At 43.9% G+C, this 12,410-nt stretch carries 9 protein-coding genes; 4 read left to right on the plus strand and 5 right to left on the minus strand.

Features of this window, described 5'->3' with window-relative positions; genetic code table 11:
* Window positions 1-83: 83 nt before the first annotated feature.
* Together FHT21_RS13510 and FHT21_RS13515 are read right to left on the minus strand one after the other, a co-directional pair.
* Window positions 84-350 (minus strand): helix-turn-helix transcriptional regulator, encoded by a 267-nt coding sequence (locus tag FHT21_RS13510; protein ID WP_167295165.1) that lies wholly within the window; start codon window positions 348-350, stop codon window positions 84-86.
* 288 nt (window positions 351-638) lie between these two features.
* On the minus strand, window positions 639-1,787 hold the full coding sequence (locus tag FHT21_RS13515) for a hypothetical protein (RefSeq protein ID WP_167295166.1): 1,149 nt from the start codon (window positions 1,785-1,787) through the stop codon (window positions 639-641).
* A gap of 277 nt (window positions 1,788-2,064) precedes the next feature.
* Between FHT21_RS13515 and FHT21_RS13520 the strand changes: the two genes are divergently transcribed.
* Together FHT21_RS13520 and FHT21_RS13525 are read left to right on the plus strand one after the other, a co-directional pair.
* A complete protein-coding gene (locus FHT21_RS13520) occupies window positions 2,065-3,159 on the plus strand; it encodes a sensor histidine kinase (RefSeq protein ID WP_167295167.1) in 1,095 nt (364 codons plus the stop codon).
* Window positions 3,156-3,893, plus strand: coding sequence for a LytTR family DNA-binding domain-containing protein (locus FHT21_RS13525; RefSeq protein WP_167295168.1), 738 nt, complete (start codon window positions 3,156-3,158; stop codon window positions 3,891-3,893). The genes FHT21_RS13520 and FHT21_RS13525 overlap by 4 nt, the downstream gene beginning before the upstream one ends.
* Here the strand turns inward: FHT21_RS13525 and FHT21_RS13530 are convergent.
* Window positions 3,890-6,901 carry a lantibiotic dehydratase gene (locus FHT21_RS13530; protein ID WP_167295169.1) on the minus strand — a complete coding sequence of 1,004 codons (3,012 nt, stop codon included), beginning with the start codon at window positions 6,899-6,901 and terminating at the stop codon, window positions 3,890-3,892. The genes FHT21_RS13525 and FHT21_RS13530 overlap by 4 nt on opposite strands.
* A gap of 88 nt (window positions 6,902-6,989) precedes the next feature.
* On the opposite strand from FHT21_RS13530, the gene FHT21_RS13535 reads away from it, so the two are divergent.
* Both FHT21_RS13535 and FHT21_RS13540 read left to right on the plus strand, forming a co-directional pair.
* Complete coding sequence (locus tag FHT21_RS13535; protein WP_167295170.1) at window positions 6,990-7,415, plus strand: MauE/DoxX family redox-associated membrane protein; 426 nt, start codon at window positions 6,990-6,992, stop codon at window positions 7,413-7,415.
* Window positions 7,416-7,533: 118 nt separating this feature from the next.
* Window positions 7,534-7,833, plus strand: a complete 300-nt coding sequence (locus tag FHT21_RS13540; protein ID WP_167295171.1) for a hypothetical protein — start codon at window positions 7,534-7,536, stop codon at window positions 7,831-7,833.
* A 39-nt stretch (window positions 7,834-7,872) separates the two neighbouring features.
* Here the strand turns inward: FHT21_RS13540 and FHT21_RS13545 are convergent, their stop codons facing one another.
* On the minus strand, window positions 7,873-9,213 hold the full coding sequence (locus FHT21_RS13545) for a RagB/SusD family nutrient uptake outer membrane protein (protein ID WP_167295172.1): 1,341 nt from the start codon (window positions 9,211-9,213) through the stop codon (window positions 7,873-7,875).
* 11 nt (window positions 9,214-9,224) lie between these two features.
* Window positions 9,225-12,410: a SusC/RagA family TonB-linked outer membrane protein gene (locus FHT21_RS13550; protein WP_167295173.1), complete on the minus strand. Its 3,186-nt coding sequence runs from the start codon at window positions 12,408-12,410 to the stop codon at window positions 9,225-9,227.

Genomic DNA, 12,410 nt, shown 5'->3' on the forward strand with positions numbered 1-12,410 from the left:
AATCGTATATCGAAAACAGGCATCTGCTGCAAAAGCATCTTTTCAGATTTTTATTGCTGCTTGTTGATTTTTACTATATGTTATTACTTCACGGGTTGATCAAACCCATCACCAAAGAACTCAGCAAGGGTGATATCCAATGCTGAAAGCACTTTGAGCAAAGATGAGAAATACAGATCCTCTCCATTTTCATATCGCCAGAGCTGCGTACGGTTAAGGTCATGTTTAAAGGCAAATTTTTCATAGTTCCGTTCCCCTTTAGCTTCCCTAAGGGAACGAATCCGTGCACCAAGCAATTTTAAAACTTCCTTTATATGCTCGCTCTCCTCTTCGTTTTTAGCTCTACTCATAACGTAAAGTAAACCAAAATGGTGCGCGAGAGGTACTTCTAAAAAGAAACATCATATTAGATACATCTTATTAGAAACAAATTTATTATCTTTATAAAGCTGCAGGCATTAAAAAATATATGGAAAAGGAGGAATTATTACAGACCCCTATTAACAGGCTTGGTTTTAGTACTGAATTCTGTAAAGTTTGTAGTTCGATGCATTTCAGCACATTGAAAGACATCACATCTCTTTTGCCTGAACAACTGATCAATAAAAAAGGGTTTAGCTATAGCTGGCTGGGGGAACTCAGCGCGTACTTAGATAAGAGAGGACTGTTGCATTTATTGCAACGGCCATAGGAAAAAAATTACGGTTAATCCGCTGTACCATACGCTGTAACAGATCCCGCACTCGTGCGGCAGTATGTTGGTCAATACTATAAAATTCTTTACTCAGGCTTCCAGGAGATATAACAGCTTGTCTTTTACTTTGATAGTGACCAGCGAAACCTTTAAAAATAAACTGAAGATTCTGAGTGGCGAAAACACTTTCTTCGTATAGCAAACGAATTAAGCAGGACAGGTGAGCGACTGACATTTTCAATGGTATCTTAGGAATAGCAACTTCACTCCTCTTGCTCAAAGACTTTTCTGTTAGCAGAATTTCTTCCTGGAGCCAATCTCCCAACATAATTTTTAGAGATGGCCATGAAATATTATAAACTACATGTTTCACTTCAGGAACAGATGCCACCGTAGCCTTTTGATGATGTAGATAGTTGATTTTGTCGTCTAAACAAATAAAAGCTTCCAATTCCTGACGGATCTTATTCTGTCGGTAAACTAAAAAAGCAAGGTGGTTAAAATTAGCGCTGGAAAGAAAAGAGATGAGATTGTTATCTGCCTTGTCCGAAAAGATATCAATCAAAAGCATTTGCTCAATAATATACTTAGAATAGGATATTTCCCGAAAAGAATACCGCCTGGAGTAATTGATCTCATTGAGTTCCTCTACCCATTTACAGACCGAAGTTTTCAGCTCAGCGCTTATTTGTGCTTTTTTAAGTTTACTTTTCAGCAGCCGAACATCCTCGCTCCATTGTTCAATTGAGCGTTGATGATAGGCTATAGGCGCAATCGCATCTTCATTAAAATAATTGAAATGGTATTTCCGTAGATGATCTATAAGTGCTAAAAGTTCATTTTGGAGAAGTACATTTGTTTCAGAATCGTGAGAATTAGATAATGTATTGGAGATGGTTGATATAATATCTAGGTGATAATGGAAATAACGCACCAGAGTATCCTCTGGCGTATTGGAAAATATTACCGCTTCCCATGCTTTACAGATTTGGCCAAAGTGGGTTTCAAGATTAATCTGAGCTATTCTAGTGCTGTCGGAATATTCTTGCTCAATTAATATTTCTTCTATATCCTTCAGTTCATTCTTAAGCATAGCGAAATGATTTCCCTGGTGCATTATTCATATTTCCATCTATTGGTTGAAAATATGAGTACTTGAAACAATTGTGGTGTTCACCGTAGTGGTGTCAGTTTCAGACCATTTATTCTGGCGTTTAAAAGATCTGTTTTGGTTAAGAAGCTGTGTGCTTTTTTGCGGAAGTTTTTTTGATTTGATCATAATTTTAATTTTTTATGTTAATTTAAGATTGCATATATTAATTAGGTAATTTATTACAGATTCGATTGACTTGGGAGTTAAAACTATAGGAATGATAATAAATTTTATAACAGCGAAACTAAGCCCAATAGCTCGAAAGTTATTTATTGTTCACGCTACTTGCTGGATACTTTTCATTACCTATGAATTAACGTTCGTATACTATCACGTTGGAGCTTTAGAAAGACCCTATATTTATATCGCATTTTATTCAATAAATTTAGCGCTGTTTTATTTACATATCAGATTGCTGAATTTCGCTTTTACTGAACCAAAATCCAGTTACATAGTGGGATTTTTACTATTTGTAGTGATTGTTGTACTTTATCTCGTAATTAAAGGTATAGCAGATAATTTTTTGGGCAACCCGCAGCCTGCGCGATATGATTCTCATATTTTCATTAGAGCATTTTTACCAAGAAATCTTGCACGGGCTTTTTATTTCATTTTAATGGCAACATTTTACTGGGCTGCAAAACACATCGCCCATTTTAGAAGGCAGGCTTTGGAAGCTGAAAAGCGTCAATTAATTATTGAAAAAGAAAAAGCAGAGTTAGAAACCCAACTTACCAAGTCTCGTAACGCCTACCTGCAACAACAGATTAACCCCCATATGCTCTTCAATGCGCTCAACTTTGTTTACAACAGCACACAAAAGTATTCCGATGATGCCGCTAATTGCATTTGGCTCCTATCGGAGATCATGCGGTTCAGCTTGGAAGAAGCAGGACCGGACGGAAAAATTAAACTGGATAGAGAAGTTGAGCAGATTGAAAATCTCATCGCGATCAACCGCTACCGGTTTAAAGAACCTCTATATCTTAAGCTGGAAATGAAAGGTGATTTCAGTCGCTATAAAATAATTCCGCTTATTTTGCTTACACTGACAGAAAACCTGTTCAAACATGGGAACCTGACCGAAATTACCTCTCCGGCTGAACTGAAATTAACAACAAACGAAACCGGACAATTAACGTTCTACAGCAGGAACTTAAAAAAATCAAAGAACGCTCGTCCCCGTCAGCGAAAAGCACTAGGCCTACAAAACATCCGGCTCCGCATGGATTCATTTTACAAAGGCAATTACAAGCTGGAAATCAATGAGCCTGGCGAATTTTACGAACTCACTTTAACCCTTAAATTATGAGCTTAACCTGCTATATCATTGATGATGAATATCATTCAATTGAAGTACTCGCTAAGTACGTCAATCAAACCCCAGGCCTGGAACTGGTTGGCAGCTCCACCAACCCGCTTTTAGCACTGGAAGAATTGTGCACTATCCAAACTCCCGATATTGTTCTTTTAGATGTCGATATGCCGCAACTTAACGGCCTTGATGTGGCAGACCTTATCGGTTCAGCAAGCAATATTATTTTCACAACCTCCTACCGCGAGTACGCACCTGAAGCATTTGAAAAAGATGCAGTAGATTACCTGCTAAAGCCCATTAATTACGCCAGGTTTTTAAAGGCAGTTACCAGAGTACGCTCAAACCTTACCAGTCAGATAGATCAAATTACTGCTAGCCCATTTTTTTTCGTTAAAAGCAACATCAAAGGAAAATTTAACCGGATCACCATCGCAGAGATCCGTTATATAGAAAATGTAGGCAACTACATCATTATCCACATGAATGATGAAAAAGTAACCACTTACCTCACTTTAGCGGAAGTCCTTTACAAGTTGCCTGTTGAAGGTTTTTCCAGGATCCATCAGTCTTATATCGTCAACCATGCGGCTATTCATTCATTGGAATACGCCCAGGTAAGACTAAGCGGAGGAGTGAGTGTTCCGATTGGAGGGACTTACCGCACCGCTTTCCGGGAAAAAATCCAGCCCGCTTTACTCATCAGTAAAAGAGACAAAAGTGATCACTAGACTGAAGATTTTCCGCGGGCCAAAAGCGAAACATTATATTTTTGCAGGCAATAGTAAACGAGCAACTCCTGTTGCCTTTGTCTAACGGAAAAAGTCCGGTTCAGTTGCATATGCACCAGGTCGGCTAATAGTTCCATTTTTTTATCATTTGAATAGCTGCTGGTAAGCCCGTTTAAAACTGACATCTGCTTTAAAAGTGGCAAAAGGTGCTTCGATAATTCTTTGCTTTCCAGCAAATCCGCTATTAATAATTTCTTCTCCCGGTATTTCTCATCCATTGCGATCTTAAGCGTTTTATCTGCCCTGAACTCCGCCATAAACCGGTCCTTCACCTTACCAAGATAATGCAGGGAATCAGCCAGAGACGGAAAAAAGCAGCTGACCATGCGACAGGCAGTAAGTATGGCCAGTTCAAATTCGCTTAGTTGAAGGGAACTGTTCCCCCTTAAAGTTAACGCAAACGCAGCAAGATGGCTTCCCGCGCAAAAAAGTTCTTCAACATGTGAAATGAGACCGGGGCCATACCGTTCGAGTTCTCTCCGGTAGGTATCTCCCTGGAAATCCCGAATGAGTTTATCATATCTGGATGATTCAATTTTTTTACGCAAGGCCACGAGTATTGCGCCAAGATCATGTTCTTCCGCCTGAATACGCAGGCGCAGGTGATAACCTTTATCGCTGTAGCGGATGAAAAACCACTTTTTGATCCGCTTTTTCTGTCCTTTAATGAACGGAAAAATCACCTTACTAAGGATTTCATCCGAAGCACGTGGAATGCAGAAAATTTTAAGGTAAAGCCAGTTACTGCCCATTAAAAAGTCGCGTTGCTTTTCGCCGTAAACAGTAGTACTTTCCTTTTTTAAGGGTTTATAAATATTATTTTCGTGGGCAAGAAAAGCAATCATTTGCCCTGCAAGTGGCTTTTTACCAGACAGGACGGAGCGGTCTGGCCATAAATATTCCTGAATAGTCATCCGCTTTAAACCGTCAATGCACTGCAAAAAAAATCTTGCTTCGGTGGAATTGGCCAGATCAAAAACCAACTGCTGGTCTGTTGCCCCTATGGTGATGTGGCGGGGCAGGTGGTGCTTTCTGCGAAAACCATCCAGGGTTTTAAATGGATCAACGTTATCTACCGAAGTTAAAGGCTTTATGTCTGATTCCTTAAAATTCCATTTCGCCAGACAGAGGATCACCCTTCCGTAACAGACACGTGGATAAAAAGTCAGGCCCGGAAAAAAGTTCTCCAGGCTAAATGAAAGTCCTGCCTGTACCCCCTGAAATTGCAGATCACACAATAGCCGGAAAACTGGCGAATGGTTATTCCGAAAGTTATAGGCTGTGGCCAGACGGGGAATTACTCTTTTGTTTAGCTTAGACGACTCTAATACCAGTTCATCCCCTTTAAGAGAAAGTATGAGTTCGCCTGGCAGTACCAGGTTTTCAGCCGGCTGCGAAGGAAATACATTCAGGGGTATCTCGTTAGCATAAATGGGCTTGCGGCGATTGATATTATCCACATGGCTATCAGACTGCTGGGCAATGTCGGCAAAAACAACTTCCGGGTTTGCGGTAGTTTCCCTTTCGGCAAGCTCGCGGCAAAACTGGTGTACCGGATCACTAAAGCAGGAGAACCTTCCAATCAGCGAAGTGGCGGTTACCCCACCCGAGCTTTCAATAATCAGGTGCTCGCCCGTCGAGCGGTACATGAGCGCCTGCGTTTGAGGCAAAGGCAATACTGCCTTTTTATGATTTTCCAGTTTAATCAGATCATCTTCACTGATCTGCAGGGGCGACCAGGGATCGCGAAGGGTATCCCCTATCCAGAGTTTGAAGATAAACTGCTGGGAGGCATGCCATCCAAGGGTCCTGTTTTCTTCTTCTGGCACGGGAAAAGGAATATTCTCCAGGATATCCTGATCAGGCATGGATGGTTCCATCTCGCCATAATGCAGTCCTCCATCAGGATCTAAGGCTCGCAGTAAAGGCACCCTTTCCTGATCAAAGCGGGATCGGAAATCACGGATAAAACGCGACAGATCAGCAGACTGCTCAGCATTTGCCAATAACTGCAGCACATGGACTGCTTTGGACAATTCTTCCTGTTCAGCGCTATCTGGTCCGCCAGTGTTGTTTGGCCTTTCCAGGGCCGCATAAAATGGTTGGACAAAAGGTTTATTTTCTTTTGCAATTTTCCCGATATCCCTGGCCAAAGCCGACAGGGGTACTTTACCCAATAAGGGATTCATTGTGTAATTTTTCCAGAAACCATTCCAGCCAGGCAAGCCAAAGAACTCAATAATCTCATTACTGATCACTTTGCCCTGAGTGCCATTGAAAACCGCCCCTGCATCAAGCAGAAACCCGATGTATTCTTCTGCATCTTCTGCTGAACATTCAGCATGCTGCACAATCCAGCTCAGCAGTATTTTTTTTGAAATCTTCTTTGAAGATAAAAATGAAAACAGCTGTATATTAAATTTTACGGCTGCAATCCCTTGCAGGGAAAAACTAAACCGGCCCTTATCATCCAAAGATGATTTAGTAAAGCGGAAAACGTCATTAAACCGGTACAGCGTAGGGTTGACCATTAATCCGGCTGGCAGATCAGCCTCCGCCCTGTTCTTCAATTTTCTCAAAAATTTCTGGTCAGGCAATAAATGAAGGATTGACTCGTCGCTTCCGGCAAGCCTGACCTGACCACCGCTTCCCCATTGGAGTAAAGTGAAAGAGGAGAAGCTCCCAAAAGGGGTTGGCCGGAAACACATCCGGTTATAATACTTATAAAGGGTATGTTTTTCCTTATCTGCTAATTTATCGAAATCAAATTCCTTTTTTTCAAGCAGCGCATAAAACGCTGCGCTTGCCAAAAAAACTGCATTGCGAAAAGCCTGCTCCTGCAACACTTCCGGCAAGCGCGAGAGATCATAGCCTGTAAAGCTATAGTACGGTGCCCGTAAAAATAACTGCGGTAAAAACCGGTATAGCATTGACTTACTTTCTTTCATCTCTTCGTCGCTTAAAAGGGTATACTACCCATCTCATACTGTTTTGGCTTTTCTAATCGCCCTTAATTTGTTTCATAATTCTTCTACCATGAAAGCCATTTTTAAATCAACCGTTCCACCCCTGCTCGTGCTGCTATTTAGTTATGCCGCCTTCAGTAAGCTCTTCACTTTTTCAGCTTTTGACCAGCAGCTACACAACCAGGCTTTTCCCGGCTGGCTGGCAGATTTTCTGCTGTATTTTTTGATCCCTGCAGAAATTATTACCGCAGTCCTGTTATGTTTCAAAAGGACCGTACTCGTTGGCCTGCTGTTTTCATCTGTACTCCTGCTCGCCTTCACCGCCTACATCGCACTGGTGTTGGCAGACTATTTCAGCAAGGCACCCTGTAGCTGCGGCGGCGTATTAAAATGGCTCGGATGGAAATCGCACCTCATTTTCAATCTTGTATTCACCACATTAACGATAACTAGCTTAACTATTCACCTAAAGCAGGAGGTTCGTGACAAAGAGTAACCAGCTTAAACGGATACCGGTCCTATCCCATACAGAAAAATCAACCGATCGAAAGACCACCCAGCCAGATCGACTTCATTTATCCTCCCTTATCGGAGATCATTTAAAACTAAATACCATGTCAAAAAAAATCAATTTAGGCCTTGCAGCCCTTGTATTAGGGTTCGGCCTTATCGCCTCACAAAGTGCATTCACTAACAAAAAAACTACTTACTACCACTACAAAACCGGTAATGGCCCTGTTGACCAGACCAGTTCATGGGAACCTGCAGGAAGCCCTACTGCGTTTGAATGTAACGGGGACCCGGAAGTACCTTGCACAATCGGTATAGAAACTTCGCTTTCTAGCTACCTTTCAGGTAAAGACAACCAGGCAGTGCTGGACTCTCAAGAATTGATTTCTGCCAGAGAGCAGTAACAGTAGTCAATGGTGCAGATGAATGCTGCACCATTGCATTTAAGGATTCTGCGGAAGACCTGCTATCTCGATCACCCGCTCGGGGATAGGAAGGGTAAAGCCCGTACTGTTAGCCTTAAGCTGATAGGTCACACCTTTGTAGCTCCTGCTAAAAGAAATATCTGCATTCTCCATATTCAGCCTTTTCACATCTACCCACCGCAGTCCCCTGAGCAGCAGTTCCTTCCTCCTCTCGATTAGAATATCACCCAGCACCGCCTGCTGATCACTCCCCGTCTTCTCAATGAAAGTATTTTTCTTATACCGGTTGCGTAGCAAACGGTTCAAATCAGCCAGCGCTTCTGAAAGCCTGCCGGCCCTGGCCAGGCATTCACTCCTGATCAGCAGGATCTCATTTACAGCCACCCCGCTAAAGAGATTCGAGTTCCCTTCATAACTTCCCTTAAAACCATAAGTCCCGTTTTTGTTATCACTAAAAAATACAGTCTTTCGCAAATCGTTCGGCTCATACAGCGCATAAAGCGCAGGATTGATCTTTCCCCTTGCATTGTTCAGCATCGGGGAAGTAAAGTAACTGTCCTGCAATACCTCAACATTAAATTGGCCAATGGGATAACTTGCTGCTGCATTCAAAGTATTATAATCCAGCAAATCAGCCTTTAGCGATAAACAGGAATCGGCATACAGCTTTGCCAGCTCGTAGTTGCGCATCGATAAGTAAACCCTCGCGAGCAGGCCATAAGCCGCAGGCCTGGAGGGCCGCATCACATGTACTGCTTTAAGGGGAAGCGCCTGAACTGCCCTTTGCAGATCGGAGATTACCTGCGCATAACCTTGCGTAACAGTTGCCCGCACCGAGGGCACATTAAAATCTGACCCCAGCCTAAGCGGTACCCCCAAATCTGATGGCGACTGTTCACCATAGGCATTACCCCATATATAAAGTCCCCGGAGATGGTTTTTCGCCCGGATGAAATAAGCCTGCCCGCAGACATTTTCCCATTCGGCAGCATTGCTGGCAGTTTTGCCAATTTTAGCAATAGCCTCCAGCACGACGTTGGTACGGTTAATGGCCCTGTAATTATAAAACCATTCGTTACCATCCAGCAAAAAGATATTGCTGCGCTGCCAGGTGTACATATTGTGCTCATTTTCAGGCCTGGCAGCTAAGTCTGCATCGTTCAGGTATATATCATCCGTGCTGATTTCGGCCGCATTCCCGTCTACATAATTCAGCACCTGGTACTGATCAAGCAAAGCCTGCAGGTCAACCAGCGTTTCAGGTATAGCCTGGTTCTGGTTGGACTTCTCGTCCAAAAACTTCTTACATGAGCTGCAAAACAAAAGCACCACCATGCATAAATAAATTAACTTTTTCATATCGCTTAAGCTTATAAAGTTGATTTGAAACCAAATGCAATGCTTTTTGCATCCGGTATACCATTGTAGTCAGGATCAATGTGCTCCTTGTTTGCCCGCCAGATGATCCCCAGGTTACCCGCCACCACAAACACCTGCAGTTTGGAAAAGCCTGCTTTCTTTCCACGGGGTAACTTAAAGTCATAACCTAAGTTCACGTACTGCATACGGATATGGTCCCCTTTGAGCACATTCACCTCAGATCCCCAGTAAAACTCATCCCTGAGGTCAGAGTTGGGATAAACCCGGCTCGGCACGTTGGTATGCACTTCATCGCCCAGTTTTTGCCACCTACTGGCGTAATCAGCAGTCCCTTGCCTGCCTATCATGAGCGAACCGTAATCGAGCACATTTTTCCTGAAATAGTATCCCAGCTTAAAGCTCATCCTCAAACTGAGCGAAAAACCACCATAAGCAAAACTATTACCCAGCCCGCCGGTAAAAAGGGGCAGCGCGGTACCATGGTATACCATGTCCTCGAATTTAAGTGAGCTGCCCATTAGCGCATTATAATCTTTACTCACCGCCCCGTTCAATATCCCCTGCGGGTCGCCTGTCGCAGGGTCCAGGCCTGCCCATTTAAAGGAAATCATCCCATAAAGCGGATATCCAACAATACCTGTATAGGAAACATTCCCGCCGAGTTTTCCCCTGCCGTTAAAAGTGCTGTTGTAATTCTTAATCACCTTATCCTTATAATAGTTCAGAAAGAAGTCCGACGACCAGCTGAACTTGCCCGTAATATTCCTGCTACTGAGTTCCAGGTCTACCCCATCGCCCGATATCACGCCTGAATTCTTCACCAGCGTAGCACCCACACCTGCGGTTAAGTCTATCGGGGTCAACGCCAAAAGGTCAACAGATTTTTTGCGGTAATATTCCAGACTTCCTTTTAGCCTATTCCCACGTAAAGCAAAGTCGAGCCCCGCATTGAACATAAAAACGCGCTCCCACTTTAACTCCGGATTCGCATAATTACTAAACAGCGCGTAAGGGCTTTGAGTAAATACAGAATTGAAGCCCGAGTAGGTAATCGTAGTCACTGCCGTAGTCCTTGGATCAGTGTTTCCGCTTGCCCCAAATGTAGTCCTGAGTTTTAGGAAAGAAACGAGGCCCCCTCCCCAGAATTTCTCTTTGGAAACTTCCCAGCCAAACCCAGAAGAAAATAAGGGGGTCCATTTATCATTGGTATTCAGGCCATACAGATTGGATGCATCCCTCCTCCCGCTCAATGAAAGCGTATAGCGCTCATCAAAGGTATAGGCCAGATTAGCAAACAGCGAAACATAACGGTTCAGCGTTCTTCCCATAGCGTCCCTGTTGGGCACATTGTCGGTTCTTCCGGTAACAAAGGTTTTAATGGGGTTCAGGTAATCTACCACCGAAGTACTTAAAGTGGATTCATTCAGCCCATATATCCGACCTGTGCTGGTCTGGACGCCCGTGCTCCTGATTTCTCCACCAATAATTCCCGAAAGCGAATGCCTGCCCATCACTTTATTGATATCTGCCTGCACCCTTGCATTATGCGCTGACAGTAAGGAATAATCCTGATCGCGAATACTGCCCAGTGGAATGTTCCGCTTTAACGCCCCGGAGGCATCGATGGAAGAAAACACATTCACCAGGTTACGCACATAATAACTTTGCGGACTATTAATCGTTGTGATCTGCCCATCCTGCTGCTCAAACTGGTAGGTACCTGCCAGCTTCAACCATCCGGTCAGCTGATAAGCTGACCTTAAAGATGCCAGAACATCGTTCACCTTATTTACCGAGCTGGAATACTTATCATCCTCCAGCGGATAATAAGACCAGTCCAAAAGTTTACCGTTTCCGGCACCATTAATATAGCCCGTCCTAAAATCCCTGATTACTGAAAGCGCATTCCCCTGCCCATCTGCCAACTGCGTATAAGGTGGAAGGATACCTGTAGCGGAGTTGATCTGCGACGGGTCTGTTTTACCGTTTTTACTCTTAGAAAGAGTCAGCATCAGGTTTCCCGTCAGGGTTAACCGCTTGCCAAGCCTAAAGTTCTGCTCCGCCTTTACATTGTACCGGCTAAAGGGCGCAGCAAGCGAGCTGACATTATGGTCATACCCTGCAGAAAGCAGCCAGTTCCTTTTCTCCGTGCCCGCCCCCAGCTGCAAATTGTATTGCTGCGCAGTAGCATTTTCAAAAACATAACGATTAAGCTGCTCACGCAAATCATGCCCCCTCAGCGCGTCAATCCGTGAACGCGCATCCTCCTCACTGATCAACTTGTCGCGCGCTGCAATCCGCAGTTCAACCACCTCAGACAGCGGCGGGTGCGAATTGTCCGTTTCAAAGCTGCTGTAATAGCCTTTGTCAAAAAGAAAATTTTCCTGGTCTATAAAATCACCGACACTAATCCTGCTCTGGTAATACTGGTCAGGCTTTCCGGTCACTTTCAGATTGCCCGAAAAAGATACCTTCAGTTTATCATTAAACCTGGCCTTTTTGGTATTGATCACAATCACCCCATTCCCTGCCCTCGCACCCCATATCGATGCAGCAGCCGCATCACGTAAAACGGTTATGCTTTCAACATCATTGGGATTGATGTTACCCAGATCCCCCTCATAAGGAAAGTTATCCAGTACAATGAGCAGACTGCGCGGTCCCTGCAGCGTACCGATCCCGCGAATAATAATCCCGTAGCCTTCACCGCCATTACTCTTACGGTCTATGCTCAGGCTACTGGTCACCCCTTCCAGCCTTGAGATAATATCGGTACCCACCTGCTCATTCAGCAGCTTACCCGATAACTTCAGAAACGATCCTGTCGCCCGCTCTTTGGGCAAGGTCTGGTAACCTGTACTCACTTCCACTGTTCCCAGCTCCTGGTCCTTTCCGGTAAGCACTACCGAAAACAAACCTGCAAAAGGTACAACCACCACGGTATCCAGCCTTCTAAAGTTCATCGCCAAAAACGACAATTTAACCCTATTTGCCTTTAGTCCCAAGGCAAACGAACCATCATCTCCGGTCAACACCTGGTTACCAGCCCACGCTTTTACCACTACCCCTGCAATCCCTTTCCCTGTTCCATCCATCACCAATCCTTTCAAAACATCCTGCGCCCTCACCCCTGAAATAGACAGGAGCAAAACAAAAACTAAAATAATCCTGCCCAT

Source organism: Pedobacter sp. SG908 (assembly GCF_011759615.1).
Taxonomy (GTDB): Bacteria; Bacteroidota; Bacteroidia; order Sphingobacteriales; family Sphingobacteriaceae; genus Pedobacter; species Pedobacter riviphilus.

Coding starts and splice junctions, on each gene's coding strand:
- FHT21_RS13525 (WP_167295168.1), top strand. CDS start 3,156: ATGAGCTTAACCTGCTATATCATTGATGATGAATATCATTCAATTGAA.
- FHT21_RS13550 (WP_167295173.1), bottom strand. CDS start 12,410: ATGGGCAGGATTATTTTAGTTTTTGTTTTGCTCCTGTCTATTTCAGGG.
- FHT21_RS13520 (WP_167295167.1), top strand. CDS start 2,065: ATGATAATAAATTTTATAACAGCGAAACTAAGCCCAATAGCTCGAAAG.
- FHT21_RS13540 (WP_167295171.1), top strand. CDS start 7,534: ATGTCAAAAAAAATCAATTTAGGCCTTGCAGCCCTTGTATTAGGGTTC.
- FHT21_RS13510 (WP_167295165.1), bottom strand. CDS start 350: ATGAGTAGAGCTAAAAACGAAGAGGAGAGCGAGCATATAAAGGAAGTT.
- FHT21_RS13530 (WP_167295169.1), bottom strand. CDS start 6,901: ATGAAAGAAAGTAAGTCAATGCTATACCGGTTTTTACCGCAGTTATTT.
- FHT21_RS13515 (WP_167295166.1), bottom strand. CDS start 1,787: ATGCTTAAGAATGAACTGAAGGATATAGAAGAAATATTAATTGAGCAA.
- FHT21_RS13545 (WP_167295172.1), bottom strand. CDS start 9,213: ATGAAAAAGTTAATTTATTTATGCATGGTGGTGCTTTTGTTTTGCAGC.
- FHT21_RS13535 (WP_167295170.1), top strand. CDS start 6,990: ATGAAAGCCATTTTTAAATCAACCGTTCCACCCCTGCTCGTGCTGCTA.